This is a genomic window from Methylobacterium sp. BI1, assembly GCF_056680125.1.
Genome location: NZ_CM155267.1, coordinates 3,553,631 through 3,574,491, shown reverse-complemented (window position 1 = coordinate 3,574,491; position 20,861 = coordinate 3,553,631). Strand labels below are relative to the sequence as shown.

The window sequence follows — 20,861 nt, the reverse complement described above, 5'->3', positions numbered from 1 at the left end:
CGTAATTGCTCCGCGCCTCGGGGCGGCCAAGCGCATCGATGCCGCAACCCGGCACAGCCTGGCCAGGGAGATGCTCGACGGCCTGGATCTCCAGGGCGATCCACGGGCCTATCACTTCTGGCTCGGACTTCCCGACCCTTGGACACCGGAGCGCTTCGCCATGGCGGCAGCGCGCAACGGCGTCGCCGTCTCCCCGGCCAGCGCCTTCGCGGTCGGTCCGGACCCGGCGCCGAACGGGGTTCGGCTCGCCCTCGGGTCACCCTCCATGGGACGGCTGACCGTCGCGCTGCAGACGCTGGGACGCCTCGTCCGCGACGGGGATGACAGTCCGGTCGAGTAGCGACGGGTCCGAGCAGGGGGTGACTGCGCGCTCGGGTCACCGACGGAGCGGCAGCTTGACCGCGGGCACGATCAAAGAGCCGTGAGGGATGCCCACCCGGCTCCATCGCAGGAGCGGACGCGGGCCGGAGCCCGCAAGAAAACCACACGGGAGGGTGACGCCTTCGCGTAGGCCTGTGCTAGGTATGCATTCATGCGATGCTCCCTCTCCGTGACCTCGAAGCGACGCATCCTATGCGTCTTTCCCGCCTATACGCCGTCCTTCGGGACCTTCTCTCACGCCTACCCCCTGATGGGCGGCGTGAAGGCCTTCATGCCCCCGCAGGGGCTCCTGCTGATCGCGGCCTACATGCCCGAGTCGTGGGAGTACCGGTTCATCGACGAGAACATCGCCCGGGCCGGCGCGGCGGACTTCGGCTGGGCCGATGCCGTGTTCGTGTCCGGCATGCACATCCAGGCCCCGCAGATCCGGGACATCTATGCCCGCGCCCACGCGGCCGGGAAGGTGACGGTGCTCGGCGGCCCCTCGGTCTCCGGCTCCCCCGAGCAGTATCCCGAATTCGACTACCTGCATCTCGGCGAGATCGGTGACGCCACCGACGAACTCGTAACGATCCTCGACCGGGACGTCTCGATCCCGGCGGCGCAGGTCCGCCTGGAGACCAAGGAGCGCCTGCCGCTCTCCGACTTCCCGGCCCCGGCCTACGAGGCGGCGCCGCTCAAGCGCTACCTCATCGGGTCGCTGCAATTCTCGTCGGGCTGTCCCTATCGCTGCGAGTTCTGCGACATCCCGCAGCTCTACGGCCGGCAGCCGCGCCTGAAGAGCCCCGAGCAGATGCTCGGCGAGCTCGACGCCATCATCGCCCAGCCCGGTCATCCGGCGGTGGTCTACTTCGTCGACGACAACTTCATCGGCAACCGCAAGGCCACGAAGGACATGCTGCCCCACTTGGTGGCGTGGCAGAAGAAGAACGCCTATCCGCTGCAGTTCGCCTGCGAGGCGACCCTGAACATGGCCAAGCAGCCCGACATCCTCGAGCTGATGCGGCAGGCCAACTTCATGACGGTTTTCGTCGGCATCGAGACGCCGGAAGAGGACGCCCTTGCGGGCATCGACAAGAAGCACAACGCCGCCGTGCCGATGTACGAGGCGATCGAGACCCTCAACCGCTACGGCCTCGAAGTGACCTCGGGCATCATCCTGGGCCTCGACACGGATACCGACCAGTCGGAGCAGAAGCTGATCGACTTCATCGACAAGTCGGCCGTGCCGGTCCTGACGATGAACCTCCTCCAAGCGCTGCCGAAGACGCCGCTCTGGGACCGCCTGACCCGCGAGAACCGCCTCGTCCACGATGCGGCCCTCGAATCGAACGTGCTGTTCAAGCGCCCGCACGACGACGTCGTGGCCTCCTGGCGCCGGGCCATCGCCCATGCCTACGAGCCGGCGCAGATCTTCGAGCGCTTCCGGCACCAGGTTGAAGTGACCTACCCGAACCGGATCAAGACGCCGGTGAAGGGCAAGCTTACCCGTACCAACCTGCGTCGCGGCCTCGTGCTCGGCTTCAACATCGCGGTGCGCGTCGGCCTGCTGTCCGACTACCGACGGGTGTTCTGGCGGGCCGCCGGCCACGCCCTGAAGCGCGGACAGATCGAGGCCGTGTTCAACATGGGCTTCGTCGCGCACCACCTCATCCGGTTCACCCGAGAGGCCCTTCGCGGCGAACACAACGCCTCGTTCTACGCCGCCAAGGCGGAGCAGAAGCTGAACGCCCGCGAGCCCTGGTGGCGGGCGGCGCGCAAATTCCTGCCGACCTGACAGGCTCTTACCACTCCTGAACCGGCCGCTTCGGATCCCGGTCCGAGGCGGTTGGCGGCGTCAAGGGAAAAGCAGCGCCTGCGACGGAATAATCGTCCCGAAGCCCTTGGCAGGCTGCTTGCAAGGCTCTATAGACCCCGCTCAACGTTTTCATACATGAGAAAGGAATCGGCCGATCGGTCGCATTCCGATTGAGAGATCGCCCGGGCAACCGGGTGGTGTTGGCCGGAAGGCTTCGAGGGGCATAAAACCCCTTCTGAGCTTTGTCCGGCCATGTCCTGTCCGAGACTGCAGGCGCCGGGTCACCGGCTTAATCCACGAGCCTGCACAGACTGGGAAGACCGAAATTCTACTGCCCTCGCCGGGTCCGCAGCGCGCGGACAGGGTGAGGCATCGGTTTGAACCATCTCACCCATGTCGTCCACCCGTTCCGGGGGGCGGTAGGGGACAGGGCCGTGAAGCGTCGCCAAGGACGTTCCGGCTTCTTGTTAAGCCGAGTTCCGTCCCGGGCGGCATGTGCAACCGGCGGACCCGTTCTCGGGTTCCGCCAACCGGAGAGAGCCCCAGTGGACAGGACAGCCAAAGCTGATCTCGTCTCGACGCTCAACGGCGTGTTCGCGAACACCGCCGTCGTCGTCGTGGCCCACTACAAGGGCCTCACGGTCGCCGACATGCAGAAGCTGCGCTCGCAGATGAAGCAGGCCGGTGCCACCGTGAAGGTCACCAAGAACCGCCTCGCCAACATCGCTCTCGATGGCACGGACGTCGCCTCCATCAAGCCCCTCCTGAAGGGCCCGACCCTGCTCGCCTATTCGAGCGACCCGGTCGCGGCCGCCAAGGTTGCGGTGGACTTCGCCAAGGTCAACGACAAGCTCGTGATCCTCGGCGGCGCCATGGGCACGACTGCCCTGAACCCGGACGGTGTGAAGGCGCTCGCCTCGCTGCCGTCCCTCGACGAACTGCGCGGCAAGATCGTGGGCCTCATCCAGGCTCCCGCGACCAAGATCGCCCAGGTCGTCAACGCACCGGCGGCCAAGCTCGCCCGCGTGTTCGGGGCCTATGCCAACAAGGACGAGGCTCAGAGCGAAGCGGCCTGAGGCCGCATCGCCCTTCTCAACCCATCCGTTCAAACCGATATCCAAGGGAATACCAACATGGCTGATCTTGCCAAGCTCGTCGACGACCTGTCCTCGCTGACCGTTCTCGAGGCTGCCGACCTCGCCAAGATGCTCGAAGAGAAGTGGGGCGTCTCCGCCGCTGCTGCCGTCGCCGTGGCCGCCGGCCCGGCCGCCGGTGGTGGCGCTGCCGCCGCCGCCGAGGAGCAGACCGAGTTCACGGTCATGCTGACCGCCGCTGGCGACAAGAAGATCGAGGTCATCAAGGAGGTCCGCGCGATCACCGGCCTCGGCCTGAAGGAAGCCAAGGACCTCGTCGAGGGCGCTCCGAAGGCCGTCAAGGAGTCCGTCAACAAGGAAGAGGCCGAGAAGCTCAAGGCTCAGCTCGAGAAGGCTGGCGCCAAGATCGAGCTCAAGTAAGACGCTTCGATGGGCCGATCCGGCCCATCACCTTCCGTCAGGTCCCTCCGGGCCTGACGGCACCAACGGCCCGCGGGTTCACGCCCGTGGGCCATGGTCGCTTCAGGCGGCCCGACCGGTCCACGCGAGGGCCACGGGATTTTCAGTTCGGGAGGGCGTCGTCCGGCGGGGCGGGCCCGAAGCCTGGTTGCGGGAGGCAGACGCCTTCCCCGGGCACCCGGTACGCGGGACGTAGGAGCGAGGTCACCCATGGCCAACACGCTGGTCGGTCGCAAGCGGATTCGCAAATTCTTCGGCAAGATCAAGGAAGTCGCCGAGATGCCGAACCTCATCGAGGTTCAAAAGGCGTCCTACGACCAGTTCCTGATCATGGATGAGCCGGAAGGCGGACGGGGCGACGAAGGCCTGCAGACCGTGTTCAAATCGGTCTTCCCAATTTCGGACTTCTCCTCGACGGCTCTCCTCGAGTTCGTGAAGTACACGTTCGAGCAGCCGAAATACGACGTCGACGAGTGCCGTCAGCGCGGTATTACCTTCGCGGCCCCGCTCAAGGTCACGCTGCGCCTCATCGTGTTCGATGTGGACCCGGATACCGGCGCGAAGTCGGTCAAGGACATCAAGGAGCAGGACGTCTACATGGGCGACATGCCCCTGATGACGGAGAACGGCACCTTCATCGTCAACGGCACCGAGCGCGTCATCGTCTCGCAGATGCACCGCTCCCCGGGCGTGTTCTTCGACCACGACAAGGGCAAGACCCACTCGTCGGGCAAGCTCCTGTTCGCCGCCCGCATCATCCCGTATCGCGGCTCCTGGCTCGACGTCGAGTTCGATGCCAAGGACATCGTGCATGTCCGCATCGACCGGAAGCGCAAACTGCCGGTGACGTCGCTGCTGTTCGCCCTCGGCCTCGACGGCGAGGAGATCCTGTCGACCTTCTACAACCGCGTGGTCTACGACCGTGACGGCGCCGACTGGCGCGTGCCCTACGACGCCGAGCGCCTGAAGGGCTTCAAGGCCTCCGTCGACCTGATCGACGCCGAGTCCGGCGAGGTCGTGCTCGAGGCCGGCAAGAAGCTGAATGCCCGCAACGCCCGGCAGATCGCCGAGCGCGGCGTGCAGTTCCTCAAGGCCACCGACGAGGACCTGATCGGCCAGTACATCGCCGAGGACCTCGTCAACGCCAAGACCGGCGAGATCTGGGCCGAGGCCGGCGACGAGATCTCCGACAAGCTCCTCAAGAGCCTGGAAGAGGTCGGCGTCTCCGAGCTGCCGGTGCTCGACATCGATCACATCAACGTCGGTCCCTACATCCGCAACACCCTCGCGGTGGACAAGAACTCGGGCCGCGAAGGCGCGCTGTTCGACATCTACCGGGTCATGCGTCCGGGTGAGCCGCCGACCCTCGACACCGCCGAGGCGATGTTCCACTCGCTGTTCTTCGATCCCGAGCGCTACGACCTCTCGGCCGTCGGCCGCGTGAAGATGAACATGCGCCTTGACCTCGACGCCGAGGACACCGTGCGGACGCTGCGCCGCGAGGACATGCTCGCGGTCGTAAAGGCGCTGGTGGACCTGCGCGACGGCAAGGGCGAGATCGACGACATCGATCACCTCGGCAACCGCCGGGTGCGCTCGGTCGGCGAGCTGATGGAGAACCAGTACCGCCTCGGCCTGCTCCGCATGGAGCGCGCCATCAAGGAGCGGATGTCCTCCGTCGACATCGACACGGTGATGCCGCAGGACCTCATCAACGCGAAGCCCGCTGCGGCCGCGGTGCGCGAGTTCTTCGGCTCGTCGCAGCTCTCGCAGTTCATGGACCAGACCAACCCGCTCTCGGAAGTGACGCACAAGCGTCGCCTCTCGGCGCTCGGCCCGGGCGGTCTGACCCGTGAGCGCGCCGGCTTCGAGGTGCGCGACGTGCACCCGACCCATTACGGCCGCATCTGCCCGATCGAGACGCCGGAAGGCCCGAACATCGGCCTGATCAACTCCCTCGCCACCTTCGCGCGGGTGAACAAGTACGGCTTTATCGAGACCCCGTTCCGGCGGGTGAAGGACGGCGTCGTCACCACCGACGTCGCCTACCTGTCGGCCATGGAAGAGGCGAAGTACTACGTCGCCCAGGCCAACGCGCAGATGGACGAGAACTTCAAGCTGACGGAGGATCTCGTGGTCTGTCGTCGGGCCGGCGACGTCATCGTCGTGCCGCCGGATCGCGTCGACCTGATGGACGTGTCGCCGAAGCAGCTCGTCTCGGTCGCGGCCGCGCTCATCCCGTTCCTCGAGAATGATGACGCGAACCGCGCGCTGATGGGCTCGAACATGCAGCGCCAGGCGGTGCCGCTGGTCCGCGCCGATGCGCCCTTCGTCGGCACCGGCATGGAGGCCGTGGTCGCCCGCGACTCCGGCGCCGCCATCGCGGCGCGGCGCACCGGCATCGTCGATCAGGTGGACGCCACCCGTATCGTCATCCGGGCCACCGAGGAGGCCGACGCCAACAAGCCCGGCGTCGACATCTATCGCCTGCAGAAGTTCCAGCGCTCCAACCAGTCGACCTGCATCACGCAGAAGCCGCTGGTCCGCGTCGGCGAGGCCGTGAAGAAGGGCGAGATCATCGCCGACGGTCCCTCGACGGAGTTCGGCGAGCTGGCGCTCGGCCGGAACGTGCTCGTCGCGTTCATGCCGTGGAACGGCTACAACTTCGAGGACTCGATCCTGCTGTCCGAGCGGATCGTGAAGGATGACGTGTTCACCTCGATTCACATCGAGGAGTTCGAGGTAATGGCCCGAGACACCAAGCTCGGTCCGGAAGAAATCACCCGCGACATCCCGAACGTCTCGGAAGAGGCGCTGAAGAACCTCGACGAAGCGGGCATCGTCTATATCGGCGCCGAGGTGCACGCCGGCGACATCCTGTGCGGCAAGATCACGCCGAAGGGCGAAAGCCCGATGACGCCGGAGGAGAAGCTCCTCCGCGCCATCTTCGGCGAGAAGGCGTCCGACGTGCGCGACACCTCGCTCCGGGTCCCCCCGGGCGTGACCGGCACGATCGTCGAGGTCCGGGTGTTCAACCGCCACGGCGTCGACAAGGACGAGCGCGCCCAGGCGATCGAGCGCGAGGAGATCGAGCGCCTCGCAAAGGACCGCGACGACGAGCAGGCGATCCTCGATCGCAACACCTATGCGCGTCTCGCCACGGTGCTCATCGGTCAGGCGCCCATCGCCGGTCCGAAGGGCTTCAAGAAAGAGACCACGCTCAGCCGTGAGCTCCTCAGCGAGTATCCGCGTTCGCAGTGGTGGCAGTTCGCCGTCATCGACGACCGTCTCATGACCGAGATGGAAGCGATGCAGAAGCAGTACGACGAGTCGAAGAAGCGCCTCGAGCAGCGCTTCCTCGACAAGGTCGAGAAGCTGCAGCGCGGCGACGAGCTTCCGCCCGGCGTCATGAAGATGGTCAAGGTCTTCGTGGCGGTGAAGCGCAAGATCCAGCCCGGCGACAAGATGGCCGGCCGCCACGGCAACAAGGGCGTCGTCTCGCGGATCGTGCCGATCGAGGACATGCCGTTCCTGGAAGACGGGACGCATGCCGACATCGTGCTGAACCCGCTCGGCGTGCCTTCGCGCATGAACGTCGGTCAGATCCTCGAGACCCACCTGGGTTGGGCTGCGGCCGGGCTCGGCCGCAAGGTCAGCCAGGCGGTGGATGCCTACCTGCGCAGCCAGGACATCGAGCCGCTCCGCGACGAGATGAAAGCGATCTACTCGCCGTCCGAGCTCGAAGGCCTGTCCGACGAGGAGCTTGCCGAGGCCGCCAACAACGTGCGCCGCGGCGTGCCGATGGCGACGCCGGTGTTCAACGGCGCCAAGGAAGCCGACATCGAGCAGATGCTGGAGATGGCCGGCCTCGACCGGTCGGCCCAGTCGACCCTCTATGACGGCCGCTCCGGCGAGCCCTTCGACCGCAAGGTCACGATGGGCTACATCTACATGCTGAAGCTGCACCACCTGGTGGACGACAAGATCCACGCCCGGTCGATCGGCCCGTACTCCCTGGTCACCCAGCAGCCGCTGGGCGGAAAGGCGCAGTTCGGCGGTCAGCGCTTCGGCGAGATGGAGGTCTGGGCGCTGGAGGCCTACGGCGCCGCGTACACGCTGCAGGAGATGCTCACGGTCAAGTCGGACGACGTCGCCGGCCGGACCAAGGTCTACGAGGCCATCGTGCGCGGCGACGACACCTTCGAGGCTGGCATCCCCGAGTCGTTCAACGTGCTCGTCAAGGAGATGCGCTCGCTGGGCCTCAACGTGGAGCTCACCTCCTCGAAGAAGCTCGCCAACGACCAGATCGAGCCGCCCGCAGAGGCGGCCGAATAACCACCGCATCACGCTCCCGCGCCGGGTTCGACCCCGGCGCGGTCCGAGCGGGGAGGGGCAGGGCCTCCCGTTCTACGGTCAGCGACGATCCGGCCGGTCGTCGCGCCGCATCCGTTTTCAGCACGCGGTCAGCCCCTCGGCGGAGGGTGCGCCTCGTCAGCAGGAGTAGATCATGAACCAAGAGGTCATGAATCTTTTCAACCAGCAGGCTCAGCCCCAGAGCTTCGACCAGATCAAGATCTCGATCTCGTCGCCGGAGAAGATCCTCTCGTGGTCTTTCGGCGAGATCAAGAAGCCCGAGACGATCAACTATCGCACGTTCAAGCCCGAGCGTGACGGACTGTTCTGCGCGCGGATCTTCGGACCGATCAAGGACTACGAGTGCTTGTGCGGCAAGTACAAGCGCATGAAGTACAAGGGCGTCATCTGCGAGAAGTGCGGCGTCGAGGTCACCCTCGCGCGCGTCCGGCGCGACCGCATGGGCCATATCGAGCTCGCCGCGCCCGTCGCCCACATCTGGTTCCTGAAGTCGCTGCCCTCGCGCATCGGCCTGCTGCTCGACATGGCCCTCAAGGACCTCGAGCGAATCCTCTACTTCGAGTCCTACTGCGTCATCGAGCCGGGCCTCACCCCCCTCAAGGAGCGTCAGCTCCTGTCGGAGGAGGAGTACCTGCGCGCCCAGGAGGAGTACGGCGAGGACAGCTTCACCGCCATGATCGGCGCCGAGGCCATCCGCCGGATCCTGCAGGAGCTCGACCTCGACGGCATCGCGGATGCCCTGCGCGAGGAAATCGCCACCACCACCTCCGAGCTGAAGCCCAAGAAGCTCCTCAAGCGCCTGAAGATCATCGAGGCCTTCCAGATGTCGGGCAACAAGCCCGAGTGGATGATCCTCACCGTGGTGCCGGTGATCCCGCCGGACCTGCGCCCGCTCGTCCCCCTGGACGGCGGCCGCTTCGCCACGTCCGATCTCAACGACCTCTACCGCCGCGTCATCAACCGCAACAACCGCCTCAAGCGGCTGATCGAGCTGCGCGCGCCGGACATCATCATCCGCAACGAGAAGCGCATGCTTCAGGAGGCGGTGGACGCGCTGTTCGACAACGGCCGCCGCGGCCGCGTCATCACCGGCGCGAACAAGCGTCCGTTGAAGTCGCTCGCCGACATGCTGAAGGGCAAGCAGGGCCGCTTCCGCCAGAACCTGCTCGGCAAGCGCGTCGACTATTCCGGCCGCTCGGTCATCGTCGTCGGTCCGGAGTTGAAGCTGCACCAGTGCGGCCTGCCCAAGAAGATGGCGCTGGAACTGTTCAAGCCGTTCATCTACGCGCGCCTCGACGCCAAGGGCTTCTCCGCCACGGTGAAGCAGGCGAAGAAGCTCGTGGAAAAGGAGAAGCCGGAGGTCTGGGATATCCTCGATGAGGTGATCCGCGAGCACCCGGTGATGCTGAACCGCGCACCGACCCTGCACCGCCTCGGCATCCAGGCTTTCGAGCCCAAGCTGATCGAGGGCAAGGCGATCCAGCTGCACCCGCTGGTCTGCACCGCCTTCAACGCGGATTTCGACGGCGACCAGATGGCCGTGCACGTCCCCCTGAGCCTCGAGGCTCAGCTGGAAGCGCGCGTCCTGATGATGTCGACCAACAACATCCTGCACCCGGCGAACGGTCACCCGATCATCGTGCCGTCGCAGGACATCGTGCTCGGCCTCTACTACCTGTCGATCGTGGCCGAGGGGGCGATCGGTGCCTTCGACCCGACCAACAAGCAGAACCCGATGCAGGGCGTCTTCGGCAACATCGGCGAGCTCGAGCACGCCCTTGCGGCCAAGACCGTCAAGCTGCACTCGAAGATCCGCTGGCGCTGGAACGGCATCGGCCCCGATGGTGAGCCGCTGACGAAGACCTACGACACCACGCCGGGCCGGGTGATCCTGTCCACGGCCCTGCCGCAGCACGCCAAGGTGCCCTTCGACGTCGTCAACAAGCTAATGACAAAGAAGGAGATCTCAGCGATGATTGACACCGTCTACCGCCACTGCGGTCAGAAGGAGTCGGTGATCTTCTGTGATCGCATCATGGCGCTCGGCTTCAACCACGCGTTCAAGGCCGGCATCTCGTTCGGCAAGGACGACATGGTGGTGCCGGCGAACAAGTGGTCGATCGTTGGATCGACCCGCGACCTGGTCAAGGAGTTCGAGCAGCAGTTCAATGACGGCCTGATCACCCAGGGTGAGAAGTACAACAAGGTCGTCGATGCCTGGGGCAAGTGCTCGGCCCGTCTCGCGGACGAGATGATGGCCGCGATCTCCGCGGTCCAGAAGGACGAGAACGGGACCGACAAGCAGGTCAACTCGGTCTACATGATGGCGAATTCCGGCGCCCGCGGCTCCCGTGAGCAGATGCGCCAGCTCGCCGCCATGCGCGGCCTGATGAGCAAGCCCTCGGGTGAGATCATCGAGACGCCGATCATCTCGAACTTCAAGGAAGGCCTCGACGTGCTCGAGTACTTCAACTCCACCCACGGCGCCCGCAAGGGCCTCGCGGACACGGCATTGAAGACCGCGAACTCGGGTTACCTGACCCGTCGTCTCGTTGACGTGGCGCAGGACGCCGTCATCCGCGAGGTCGATTGCGGCACCACCAACGGCATCCGCATGCGCGCGATCGTGGATGCGGGCCAGGTGGTCGCTCCGCTCGCCATCCGCATCCTCGGCCGCGCCACCGCCGAGGATCTCGTGGCCCTCGACGGGACGGTGATCGTCAAGACCAACGAAACCATCGAGGAGAAGCACCTGCCGGCCATCCAGGCCGCCGGCATCCAGGAGGTCAAGATCCGCTCGGTGCTCGTCTGCGCCACCAAGAGCGGCGTCTGCGCCACCTGCTACGGGCGCGACCTCGCCCGCGGCACGCCCGTGAACATGGGCGAGGCCGTCGGCGTCATCGCGGCACAGTCGATCGGCGAGCCGGGCACCCAGCTCACCATGCGCACCTTCCACATCGGCGGCGCCGCCCAGATCTCCGACTCGTCCTTCATCGAGTCGAGCTTCGAAGGCACGATCAAGATCCGCAACCGCGCCCTGGCGCGGAACTCGGATGGTGATCTCATCGCCACCGGCCGCAACGTCTCGATTGTCATCGTCGGGGCCGACGGTACCGAGCGCGCGAACCACCGCCTGCAATACGGCGCGAAGCTGCGCGTGGACGAGGGCGACACCGTCAAGCGTGGCCAGCGCATCGCCGAGTGGGACCCCTACACCCGTCCGATCATCACCGAGACGGACGGCGTGGTGGCCTACGAGGACCTCATCGACGGCCAGTCGATCACCGAGACCACCGACGAGTCGACCGGCATCGCCAAGCGCGTCGTCATCGACTGGCGTGGGACCGCCCGCACCGCCGACCTCAAGCCGGCGATGCTGGTGCTCGATGCCGACGGCAAGCCGATGAAGCTGCCGCGCGGTTCGGACGCCCGCTACTTCCTGCCCGTCGACGCCATCATCGGCTACGATCCGGGTGCGAAGGTGAAGGCCGGCGACATCCTCGCCCGCGTCTCCGCGGACTCGGCCAAGACCCGCGACATCACCGGCGGTCTTCCGCGGGTGGCGGAGCTGTTCGAGGCTCGTCGTCCGAAGGATGCGGCCATCATCGCGGAGAAGTCGGGCACGATTCAGTTCGGGCGCGACTACAAGAACAAGCGTCGCTTGACGCTGACGCCGCATGATGGGTCCGAGGCGGTCGAGTACCTGATCCCGAAGGGCAAGCACATTCACCTCCAGGACGGGGACGTGGTCGAGCTCGGCGACTACATCGTCGACGGCAACCCGGCACCGCATGACATCCTGGCGATCAAGGGCGTGGAGGAGCTCGCGGCCTACCTCGTCAACGAGATCCAGGAGGTCTACCGACTGCAGGGCGTGTCGATCAACGACAAGCACATCGAGGTCATCGTCCGGCAGATGCTGCAGAAGGTCGAGATCACCGACGGCGGTGACTCCGACATCCTGACCGGCGACCAGATCGACCGGACGGAGCTGGCGGAGGTCAACGAGAAGCTGCTTGCCGAGGGCAAGAAGCCGGTCGTCGGCGTGCCGGTCTTGCTCGGCATCACCAAGGCGAGCCTGCAGACGAAGTCGTTCATCTCGGCGGCCTCGTTCCAGGAGACGACCCGGGTGCTCACCGAGGCGGCCGTCAACGGCAAGATCGACTACCTCGAGGGTCTCAAGGAGAACGTCATCGTCGGGTCTCTCATCCCGGCCGGTACGGGCTCCATGGCTGCCGAGATCCGCGCCGTGGCGCGCCGTCGCGACAACCTCATCCTGCAGCAGAAGGCTGCGGAAAGCGGCGCCCAGCCCCTCTCCGAGCTGCCGCCCGCCGCGGAATAAGCCGAACGACACCGAACGGTCGGAACAAAGGGGGCTGCCCACCGGGCGGCCCCCTTTTTCGTGCGGACTCCGACCTGAATTCCCCAGACCCCCGAACCCCGCAACTTCATGAACTTGTAACGGAATGGGTTGACGCCGGGCGAATCCGCCTCTATCAGGCCCTCATTGAACGGCTGGCCGTAGGCAGCAATCGATCATGAGGCCCAGAGCCTCGATCCAGGCTTCCTAAACGCATCCGACTTCAACAGACGAACACGTGTCAGCCCGGCACGATCGCTTGCTCCCATGCAGGTGATCCTCTGCTTGCAACGGCGCGCCAAAGGCTGACATCAGCCTGGGGCGCGGTTTTGCGTTTCGTCGCACACGCATGTGCGATGCCGGGGCCGGCCAGAACGAGATTTGGATTTCGACGGTCACCGACGCAGGTGACGCGTTTCGAGAGGATTGGCATGCCGACGATCAACCAGCTGATCGCTCAGCCGCGCAAGGCGCAGAAGAGCCGCAACAAGGTGCCGGCGCTCGACGCTTGCCCGCAGAAGCGTGGCGTCTGCACCCGCGTCTACACGACGACCCCGAAGAAGCCGAACTCGGCGCTCCGTAAGGTCGCCAAGGTTCGTTTGACCAACGGCTTCGAGGTCATCGGATACATCCCGGGCGAGGGTCACAACCTTCAGGAGCACTCCGTGGTGATGATCCGCGGCGGCCGCGTGAAGGACCTTCCGGGCGTGCGATACCACATCCTGCGCGGCGTGCTCGATACGCAGGGCGTCAAGGGTCGCAAGCAGCGCCGTTCCAAGTACGGCGCCAAGCGTCCGAAGTAAGAGCAATATTCGCGCACCCTGTAAGGATGTCGCCGGCCTCTCTGAGGCTCAAGGCGGCCTGCGCAGGGTGGTTTCAAGAAGACCAAATTCAAGACGGAGCGAGCGATGTCCCGCCGCCATTCTGCCGAGAAGCGTGAGATCATCCCGGACCCGAAGTACGGGGACATCGTGCTGACCAAGTTCATGAATTCGATCATGTACGAGGGAAAGAAGTCGACCGCTGAGCGCATCGTCTACGGTGCCTTCGACATCGTCGAGAACCGCGCCCGCGCCAACCCGATCGAGGTCTTCCGCGCCGCCCTCGACAACGTCGCCCCGGCAATCGAAGTCCGCTCCCGCCGCGTCGGCGGCGCGACCTACCAGGTCCCCGTCGAGGTGCGCACCGAGCGTCGTCAGGCTCTCGCCATCCGTTGGCTGATCCAGGCCGCCCGCGGCCGCAACGACCGCACCATGGTCGAGCGTCTCTCCGCCGAGCTGCTCGACGCCGCGAACAACCGCGGCAACGCCGTCAAGAAGCGTGAAGACACGCACCGGATGGCGGAAGCCAACCGCGCCTTCTCGCACTACCGCTGGTAAGCGGACCCGGACCCTTTCAGGAGCAATCCGATGCCCCGCACGCACGCGATCGAGGACTACCGCAACTTCGGCATCATGGCTCACATTGATGCCGGCAAGACCACGACCACCGAGCGGATCCTGTACTACACCGGCAAGTCCCATAAGATCGGCGAAGTCCATGACGGCGCCGCGACCATGGACTGGATGGAGCAGGAGCAGGAGCGTGGCATCACGATCACCTCGGCTGCCACCACCTGCTTCTGGCGCGACAAGCGCCTGAACATCATCGACACCCCCGGCCACGTGGACTTCACCATCGAGGTGGAGCGTTCGCTCCGCGTGCTCGACGGAGCCGTCTGCGTGCTCGACGGCAACCAGGGCGTCGAGCCTCAGACCGAGACGGTCTGGCGTCAGGCCGACAAGTACGACGTTCCGCGCGTCGTGTTCGTCAACAAGATGGACAAGATCGGCGCCGACTTCTTCAAGTGCGTCGCCGACATCATCGACCGCGTCGCCGGCAAGCCCGTGTGCCTGCAGCTGCCGATCGGCGCCGAGAACACCTTCAAGGGTGTGATCGACCTGATCAAGATGAAGGCCGTCGTCTGGACGTCCGAGCAACTCGGCGCCGACTTCTCGGAGACCGAGATCCCGGCCGATCTCGCCGACCAGGCCGCCGAATACCGCGTCAAGCTCGTCGAGGCCTGCGTGGAGATGGATGACGACGCGATGGCCGCGTACCTGGACGGCGTCGAGCCGGATCAGGAGACGATGCACCGCCTCGTCCGTACGGCCGTCCAGCGCCGCGCCTTCCATCCCGTGCTCTGCGGCTCGGCCTTCAAGAACAAGGGCGTGCAGCCCCTGCTCGACGCCGTCGTCGACTACCTGCCGTCTCCCGCCGACCGCGGCGAGATCAAGGGTATCGACTTCAAGACCGAGGAAGAGACCGTCCGTCACCCGACGGATTCGGATCCCTTCTCCATGCTCGCCTTCAAGATCATGGACGATCCGCACGTCGGCACGATCACCTTCTGCCGCGTCTACTCGGGCAAGATCGACTCGGGCGCCAACGTCATCAATTCGACCCGAGACAAGAAGGAGCGTGTCGGTCGCATGCTCCTGATGCACGCCAACAACCGCGAGGACGTCAAGGAAGCCTATGCCGGCGACATCGTCGCTCTGGCCGGCCTCAAGGACACCCGTACCGGCGACACCCTGTGCGACCCGGTCAAGGCCGTGATCCTCGAGAAGATGGAGTTCCCTGAACCCGTCATCGAGATCGCCGTCGAGCCGAAGTCGAAGGCCGATCAGGAGAAGCTCGGCATCGCGCTCTCGAAGCTCGCGGCCGAGGATCCGTCCTTCCGCGTCTCCACCGACCAGGAGTCGGGCCAGACCATCCTCAAGGGGATGGGCGAGCTCCACCTGGACATCAAGGTCGACATCCTGCGCCGGACCTACAAAGTCGACGCGAATATCGGCCAGCCGCAGGTGGCGTATCGTGAGAAGCTCACGAAGCGCACGGAGATCGATTACACCCACAAGAAGCAGACCGGTGGTACCGGTCAGTTCGCCCGGGTGAAGTTCGTCGTCGAGCCGAACGAGCCGGGCAAGGGCTTCGAGTTCGCCTCGAAGATCATCGGCGGCGCGGTGCCCAAGGAGTACATCCCGGGCGTCGAGAAGGGCCTCAACTCGGTGCTGGGCGCCGGTATCCTGGCGGGCTTCCCCGTCGTGGACATCCGCGTCGAGCTCGTGGACGGCGCCTACCACGACGTCGACTCGTCGGCCCTCGCCTTCGAGATCGCCTCGCGGGCAGCGCTCCGTGAGGCCCTCCAGAAGGGCGGCTCGGTGCTGCTCGAGCCGGTGATGAAGGTCGAGGTCGTCTCGCCGGAAGAATATACCGGTTCGGTGATCGGCGATCTCAACTCCCGCCGTGGCCAGATCCAGGGCCAGGACATGCGCGGCAATGCGAACGTCATCAACGCGATGGTGCCGCTGGCCAACATGTTCGGCTACGTGAACCAGCTCCGGTCCTTCTCCCAGGGCCGCGCCAACTTCACGATGCAGTTCGACCATTACGAAGAGGTGCCGCGCGGCGAGGCCGAGAAGGTCGTCGCCAAGTACGCCTAAGCCGGCGGCGCCCCCCCGGGGCGCCTCCCGCACCCCTTCAGACGCAACATCAGAACAGACGGAGGCTATCATGGCCAAAGAGAAATTCGCGCGTACGAAGCCGCACTGCAACATTGGCACGATCGGTCACGTGGATCACGGCAAGACGTCGTTGACGGCGGCGATCACGAAGGTTCTGGCCGAGACGGGCGGTGCGACGTTCACGGCCTACGACCAGATCGACAAGGCGCCGGAGGAGAAGGCGCGCGGGATCACGATCTCGACGGCGCACGTGGAGTACGAGACCACGAACCGGCACTACGCGCACGTGGATTGCCCGGGCCACGCCGACTACGTGAAGAACATGATCACGGGCGCGGCGCAGATGGACGGCGCGATCCTGGTGGTGTCGGCGGCCGACGGCCCGATGCCGCAGACCCGCGAGCACATCCTGCTGGCCCGTCAGGTCGGCGTGCCGGCGCTGGTGGTGTTCCTCAACAAGGTCGACCTGGTCGACGACGCCGAGCTCCTCGAGCTCGTCGAGATGGAGGTGCGCGAGCTTCTCTCGAAGTACGACTTCCCCGGCGACGACATCCCGATCACCAAGGGCTCGGCCAAGGTGGCGCTGGACAACGGCGACAAGGCGATCGGCCACGACGCCGTGCTGGCGCTGATGGCGAGCGTGGATGCCTACATCCCGCAGCCGGAGCGTCCGATCGACAAGCCGTTCCTGATGCCCATCGAGGACGTGTTCTCGATCTCGGGCCGCGGCACGGTGGTGACGGGTCGCGTGGAGCGCGGCATCGTCAAGGTCGGCGAGACGGTGGAGATCGTGGGCATCCGCGACACCCAGACCACGACGGTCACGGGCGTCGAGATGTTCCGCAAGCTGCTCGACCAGGGCCAGGCGGGCGACAACGTCGGCGTGCTGCTGCGCGGCACCAAGCGCGAGGACGTGGAGCGCGGCCAGGTCGTGTGCAAGCCCGGCTCGGTCAAGCCCCACACCAAGTTCAAGGCCGAGGCCTACATCCTGACCAAGGAGGAGGGCGGCCGCCACACGCCGTTCTTCACCAACTACCGCCCGCAGTTCTACTTCCGCACCACGGACGTGACCGGCGTGTGCGTGCTGCCCGAGGGCACCGAGATGGTGATGCCTGGCGACAGCGTCACCATGGACGTCACCCTGATCGTGCCGGTGGCCATGGAAGAGAAGCTGCGCTTCGCCATCCGTGAAGGCGGACGCACCGTCGGCGCCGGCGTCGTCGCCGCCATCAACGAGTAATCGTCCGTCCTAACGGTCACGTCTGCAGGGAACGATTGAGGGGCGGGTCCTCGCGCCCGCCCCCCACCGCCCCGCCAAGGTTTCAGGTCATGAACGGTCAGAATATTCGTATCCGCCTCAAGGCGTTCGACCATCGCATCCTCGATGCGTCGACCCGCGAGATCGTCTCGACGGCCAAGCGCACCGGCGCCACCATCCGTGGCCCGATCCCGCTGCCGACGCATATCGAGAAGTTCACCGTCAACCGCTCGCCGCACATCGACAAGAAGTCGCGCGAGCAGTTCGAGATGCGCACCCACAAGCGCGTCCTCGATATCGTCGATCCGACGCCCCAGACCGTGGACGCGCTGATGAAGCTCGACCTCGCCGCCGGCGTGGACGTGGAGATCAAGCTCTAAGTCCCGCGGGGATTTAGAGCTTACCGTAGAATCGCGCGAGGGAGACACCTATGCGCTCAGGCGTCATCGCACAGAAGGTCGGCATGACCCGCATCTTTACGGATGCAGGCGAACATGTCCCCGTCACCGTGCTTAAAATCGATCAATGCCAGGTGGTTGCCCACCGTACCGTCGAAAAGAACGGCTACGTCGCCCTTCAGGTCGGCGTCGGCAAGGCCAAGGTGAAGAACGTGTCGGCTGCCGAGCGCGGCCGGTTCGCAGTCGCCAAGGTCGAGCCCAAGCAGAAGCTCGCCGAGTTCCGCGTGTCCGAGGACAAGCTGATCCCGGTCGGCGCCGAGATCACCGCCGATCACTTCATCCCGGGCCAGTTCGTCGACGTGACGGGCACCACCACGGGTAAGGGGTTCGCCGGCGGCATGAAGCGCTGGAACTTCGGCGGCTTGCGCGCCACCCACGGCGTGTCCATCTCGCACCGTTCGATCGGTTCGACCGGTGGCCGTCAGGATCCGGGCAAGACCTTCAAGAACAAGAAGATGCCCGGTCACATGGGCGTCGATCGGGTCACGACCCAGAACCTGCGCGTCGTGCGCACGGATCCTGAGCGCGGCCTCATCCTCGTCGAAGGCGCCGTCCCCGGCGTCGCCGGCGGCTGGATCCAGATCCGCGACGCGGTGAAGCGCAAGCTCCCCGCGGACGTTCCGCAGCCTGGCAAGTTCCGTGAGCAGGGCGCCTCCGCCGCTGCCACCGAAGCGCCGGCTCCCGAGGCTCCCGCTTCCGAGGAGAACGCGTGATGAAGCTCGATATCACCACGCTCGACGGCGCCGGTGCCGGTTCCGTCGACCTGGACGAGACCATCTTCGGTCTCGAGCCCCGCGCTGACCTGCTCCAGCGCATGGTCCGCTGGCAGCTCGCCAAGCGCCAGGCCGGCACCCATGCGGTCAAGAACCGTTCGGACGTGAACCGGACGCGCAAGAAGTTGTACAAGCAGAAGGGCACTGGTAACGCCCGTCACGGCGCCGCCTCCGCACCGCAGTTCCGCGGCGGTGGACGCGCCTTCGGGCCAGTCGTGCGCAGCCATGCCCACGACTTGCCGAAGAAGGTGCGTGCGCTCGCCCTGAAGCACGCCCTGTCCGCGAAGGTGAAGGATTCGACCCTCATCATCGTCGATGACGTGAAGCTCGCCGAGGGCAAGACCAAGACGCTCGTGGAGCGTTTCGAGAAGATGGGCCTGTCCAGCGCCCTGATCATCGGCGGTGCCGAGGTGGACGTGAACTTCGCGCGCGCCGCCCGCAACATCCCGCAGATCGACGTGCTGCCGATCCAGGGCATCAACGTGTACGACATCCTGCGTCGCGAGAAGCTCGTGCTGACCCGCGCAGCGATCGATGCGCTGGAGGCGCGTTTCCAATGAGTGCCGATCCGCGCCACTACGACATCATCGTCTCCCCGGTCATCACCGAGAAGGCGACGAATCTCACCGAGCAGAACAAGGTCGTGTTCCGGGTTTCCCCGAAGGCGACCAAGCCGCAGATCAAGGAAGCGGTTGAGAAACTGTTCGACGTCAAGGTCACGGGCGTGAACACGCTCGTCACCAAGGGCAAGAAGAAGATCTTCCGCGGGCTTCGCGGACAGCGCTCGGACGTGAAGAAAGCGATCGTGACCCTCGCCGAGGGTGAGACGATCGACGTCACGACCGGCCTCTGAGACAAGTCGGGTTAAGGATTACCACCGATGGCCTTGAAGACATTCAAACCGGTCACGCCGAGCCTTCGCCAGCTCGTGCTCGTCGACCGCCGTGAGCTCTACAAGGGCAAGCCGGTCAAGAAGCTCACCGAGGGCAAGTCGTCGTCCGGCGGCCGCAACAACCTCGGCCGCATCACGGTCCGCTTCCGGGGCGGCGGTCACAAGCGCACGCTCCGCAACGTGGACTTCAAGCGTCGCGAGCAGATGGGCGTGTCCGCCACGGTCGAGCGGATCGAGTACGATCCGAACCGCACCGCGTTCATTGCCCTGATCGCCTTCCCCGACGGCACACAGAGCTACATCCTGGCTCCGCAGCGCCTGTCGCCCGGCGACAAGGTGGTGGCGGCCGAGCAGGTCGACATCAAGCCCGGCAATGCCGGTCCGGTCGGCAACATGCCAGTGGGCACGATCGTCCACAACGTCGAGCTCAAGATCGGCAAGGGCGGCGCGATCGCCCGCTCCGCCGGCAACTATGCCCAGATCGTCGGCCGCGATCAGGGCTACGTGACGCTCCGCCTGAACTCGGGTGAGCAGCGTCTGGTCCACGGCCAGTGCTTCGCCAGCGTCGGCGCGGTGTCGAACCCGGACCACATGAACATCTCGCTCGGCAAGGCCGGCCGCAATCGCTGGCTCGGCAAGCGCCCGCACGTTCGCGGCGTTGCCATGAACCCGGTCGACCACCCGCACGGCGGCGGCGAGGGACGGACCTCCGGCGGCCGTAACCCGGTCACGCCCTGGGGCGTTCCCACGAAGGGGAAGAAGACCCGCTCGAACAAGCGGACCGACGTCTTCATCCTGTCCAGCCGTCATAACCGTAAGAAGTAACGCCCATGGCACGCTCGCTCTGGAAGGGGCCGTTCATCGACGGCTACCTCCTCAAGAAGGCTGAAGCCGCTCGCGGTTCCAGCCGTAACGAAGTCATCAAGATCTGGAGCCGCCGCTCCACGATCCTGCCGCAGTTCGTTGGCCTCACCTTCGGTGTGCACAACGGGCAGAAGCACATCCCGGTCTACGTCTCCGAGGAAATGGTCGGCCACAAGTTCGGCGAGTTCTCGCCGACCCGCACCTTCCACGGTCACGCAGCCGACAAGAAGTCGAAGAGGCGCTGATCATGGGCAAGCCCGCCACTCCCCGCGCGCTCCCCGAGAACGAGGCTCAGGCCGTCGCGCGCATGCTGCGCGTCAGCCCGCAGAAGCTCAATCTCGTCGCGCAGCTCATCCGCGGCAAGAAGGTCGACTCGGCGCTGGCCGATCTCGAATTCTCCCGCAAGCGGATCGCCCGCGAGGTCAAGAAGTGCCTCGAGAGCGCCATCGCCAATGCCGAAAACAACCACAACCTGGACGTCGACGACCTCGTCGTCTCCCAGGCTTTCGTCGGCAAGGCGCTCGTGCTGAAGCGGTTCCACGCCCGTGCGCGTGGCCGCGGCGCCCGTATCCTGAAGCCCTTCGCGAACCTCACCATCGTGGTGCGCGAAGTCCCGACCGCCGAAGCGGCGTGAGGAGGACCTG

17 protein-coding genes are annotated in these 20,861 nt (G+C 65.6%); all 17 read left to right on the top strand.

The features are described from left to right. Window positions 1–70: 70 nt before the first annotated feature. The 17 genes from AC1MGR_RS16870 (at window position 71) to rplV (ending at window position 20,851) form a co-directional block, all read left to right on the top strand. Window positions 71–340: a hypothetical protein gene (locus tag AC1MGR_RS16870; RefSeq protein WP_480232314.1), complete on the top strand. Its 270-nt coding sequence runs from the start codon at window positions 71–73 to the stop codon at window positions 338–340. A 192-nt stretch (window positions 341–532) separates the two neighbouring features. After that, on the top strand, window positions 533–2,158 hold the full coding sequence (locus tag AC1MGR_RS16865; RefSeq protein ID WP_480232313.1) for a B12-binding domain-containing radical SAM protein: 1,626 nt from the start codon (window positions 533–535) through the stop codon (window positions 2,156–2,158). Window positions 2,159–2,724: 566 nt separating this feature from the next. Then, window positions 2,725–3,255: a 50S ribosomal protein L10 gene (rplJ, locus tag AC1MGR_RS16860; RefSeq protein WP_480232312.1), complete on the top strand. Its 531-nt coding sequence runs from the start codon at window positions 2,725–2,727 to the stop codon at window positions 3,253–3,255. 57 nt (window positions 3,256–3,312) lie between these two features. After that, a complete protein-coding gene (rplL, locus tag AC1MGR_RS16855) occupies window positions 3,313–3,693 on the top strand; it encodes a 50S ribosomal protein L7/L12 (RefSeq protein WP_055954704.1) in 381 nt (126 codons plus the stop codon). Window positions 3,694–3,942: 249 nt separating this feature from the next. Beyond that, window positions 3,943–8,067: a DNA-directed RNA polymerase subunit beta gene (rpoB, locus tag AC1MGR_RS16850; protein ID WP_480232311.1), complete on the top strand. Its 4,125-nt coding sequence runs from the start codon at window positions 3,943–3,945 to the stop codon at window positions 8,065–8,067. 172 nt (window positions 8,068–8,239) lie between these two features. Next, window positions 8,240–12,448, top strand: coding sequence for a DNA-directed RNA polymerase subunit beta' (rpoC, locus tag AC1MGR_RS16845; RefSeq protein ID WP_108037332.1), 4,209 nt, complete (start codon window positions 8,240–8,242; stop codon window positions 12,446–12,448). 449 nt (window positions 12,449–12,897) lie between these two features. Next, a complete protein-coding gene (gene rpsL / locus AC1MGR_RS16840) occupies window positions 12,898–13,269 on the top strand; it encodes a 30S ribosomal protein S12 (RefSeq protein ID WP_018044234.1) in 372 nt (123 codons plus the stop codon). A 105-nt stretch (window positions 13,270–13,374) separates the two neighbouring features. Then, window positions 13,375–13,845, top strand: coding sequence for a 30S ribosomal protein S7 (gene rpsG, locus AC1MGR_RS16835; protein WP_056183508.1), 471 nt, complete (start codon window positions 13,375–13,377; stop codon window positions 13,843–13,845). 30 nt (window positions 13,846–13,875) lie between these two features. Beyond that, complete coding sequence (fusA, locus tag AC1MGR_RS16830) at window positions 13,876–15,951, top strand: elongation factor G (protein WP_463779999.1); 2,076 nt, start codon at window positions 13,876–13,878, stop codon at window positions 15,949–15,951. 70 nt (window positions 15,952–16,021) lie between these two features. Then, entirely contained in the window at window positions 16,022–17,212 is a 1,191-nt protein-coding gene (gene tuf, locus AC1MGR_RS16825) for an elongation factor Tu (RefSeq protein WP_055949261.1), read from the top strand. Window positions 17,213–17,301: 89 nt separating this feature from the next. Next, complete coding sequence (gene rpsJ / locus AC1MGR_RS16820) at window positions 17,302–17,610, top strand: 30S ribosomal protein S10 (protein ID WP_018044230.1); 309 nt, start codon at window positions 17,302–17,304, stop codon at window positions 17,608–17,610. Between the two features lie 50 nt (window positions 17,611–17,660). Then, complete coding sequence (gene rplC / locus AC1MGR_RS16815) at window positions 17,661–18,401, top strand: 50S ribosomal protein L3 (RefSeq protein ID WP_108037328.1); 741 nt, start codon at window positions 17,661–17,663, stop codon at window positions 18,399–18,401. After that, window positions 18,401–19,021: a 50S ribosomal protein L4 gene (gene rplD / locus AC1MGR_RS16810; RefSeq protein WP_108037326.1), complete on the top strand. Its 621-nt coding sequence runs from the start codon at window positions 18,401–18,403 to the stop codon at window positions 19,019–19,021. Before rplC ends, rplD begins: the two co-directional genes overlap by 1 nt. Then, entirely contained in the window at window positions 19,018–19,314 is a 297-nt protein-coding gene (locus tag AC1MGR_RS16805) for a 50S ribosomal protein L23 (protein ID WP_018044227.1), read from the top strand. Before rplD ends, AC1MGR_RS16805 begins: the two co-directional genes overlap by 4 nt. A 27-nt stretch (window positions 19,315–19,341) precedes the next feature. Next, window positions 19,342–20,178 carry a 50S ribosomal protein L2 gene (gene rplB, locus AC1MGR_RS16800; RefSeq protein ID WP_056219866.1) on the top strand — a complete coding sequence of 279 codons (837 nt, stop codon included), beginning with the start codon at window positions 19,342–19,344 and terminating at the stop codon, window positions 20,176–20,178. A gap of 5 nt (window positions 20,179–20,183) precedes the next feature. Then, complete coding sequence (gene rpsS / locus AC1MGR_RS16795; protein ID WP_055949278.1) at window positions 20,184–20,462, top strand: 30S ribosomal protein S19; 279 nt, start codon at window positions 20,184–20,186, stop codon at window positions 20,460–20,462. A gap of 2 nt (window positions 20,463–20,464) precedes the next feature. Further along, entirely contained in the window at window positions 20,465–20,851 is a 387-nt protein-coding gene (rplV, locus tag AC1MGR_RS16790; RefSeq protein WP_055949281.1) for a 50S ribosomal protein L22, read from the top strand. Window positions 20,852–20,861 lie beyond the last annotated feature (10 nt).

What these genes read in the sequence shown, in the direction of transcription:
- AC1MGR_RS16870 (WP_480232314.1), top strand. Translation starts at nt 71, where the DNA reads ATGCTCGACGGCCTGGATCTCCAGGGCGATCCACGGGCCTATCACTTC.
- AC1MGR_RS16865 (WP_480232313.1), top strand. Translation starts at nt 533, where the DNA reads ATGCGATGCTCCCTCTCCGTGACCTCGAAGCGACGCATCCTATGCGTC.
- rplL (WP_055954704.1), top strand. Translation starts at nt 3,313, where the DNA reads ATGGCTGATCTTGCCAAGCTCGTCGACGACCTGTCCTCGCTGACCGTT.
- rpoB (WP_480232311.1), top strand. Translation starts at nt 3,943, where the DNA reads ATGGCCAACACGCTGGTCGGTCGCAAGCGGATTCGCAAATTCTTCGGC.
- rpoC (WP_108037332.1), top strand. Translation starts at nt 8,240, where the DNA reads ATGAACCAAGAGGTCATGAATCTTTTCAACCAGCAGGCTCAGCCCCAG.
- rpsL (WP_018044234.1), top strand. Translation starts at nt 12,898, where the DNA reads ATGCCGACGATCAACCAGCTGATCGCTCAGCCGCGCAAGGCGCAGAAG.
- rpsG (WP_056183508.1), top strand. Translation starts at nt 13,375, where the DNA reads ATGTCCCGCCGCCATTCTGCCGAGAAGCGTGAGATCATCCCGGACCCG.
- fusA (WP_463779999.1), top strand. Translation starts at nt 13,876, where the DNA reads ATGCCCCGCACGCACGCGATCGAGGACTACCGCAACTTCGGCATCATG.
- tuf (WP_055949261.1), top strand. Translation starts at nt 16,022, where the DNA reads ATGGCCAAAGAGAAATTCGCGCGTACGAAGCCGCACTGCAACATTGGC.
- rpsJ (WP_018044230.1), top strand. Translation starts at nt 17,302, where the DNA reads ATGAACGGTCAGAATATTCGTATCCGCCTCAAGGCGTTCGACCATCGC.
- rplC (WP_108037328.1), top strand. Translation starts at nt 17,661, where the DNA reads ATGCGCTCAGGCGTCATCGCACAGAAGGTCGGCATGACCCGCATCTTT.
- rplD (WP_108037326.1), top strand. Translation starts at nt 18,401, where the DNA reads ATGAAGCTCGATATCACCACGCTCGACGGCGCCGGTGCCGGTTCCGTC.
- AC1MGR_RS16805 (WP_018044227.1), top strand. Translation starts at nt 19,018, where the DNA reads ATGAGTGCCGATCCGCGCCACTACGACATCATCGTCTCCCCGGTCATC.
- rplB (WP_056219866.1), top strand. Translation starts at nt 19,342, where the DNA reads ATGGCCTTGAAGACATTCAAACCGGTCACGCCGAGCCTTCGCCAGCTC.
- rpsS (WP_055949278.1), top strand. Translation starts at nt 20,184, where the DNA reads ATGGCACGCTCGCTCTGGAAGGGGCCGTTCATCGACGGCTACCTCCTC.
- rplV (WP_055949281.1), top strand. Translation starts at nt 20,465, where the DNA reads ATGGGCAAGCCCGCCACTCCCCGCGCGCTCCCCGAGAACGAGGCTCAG.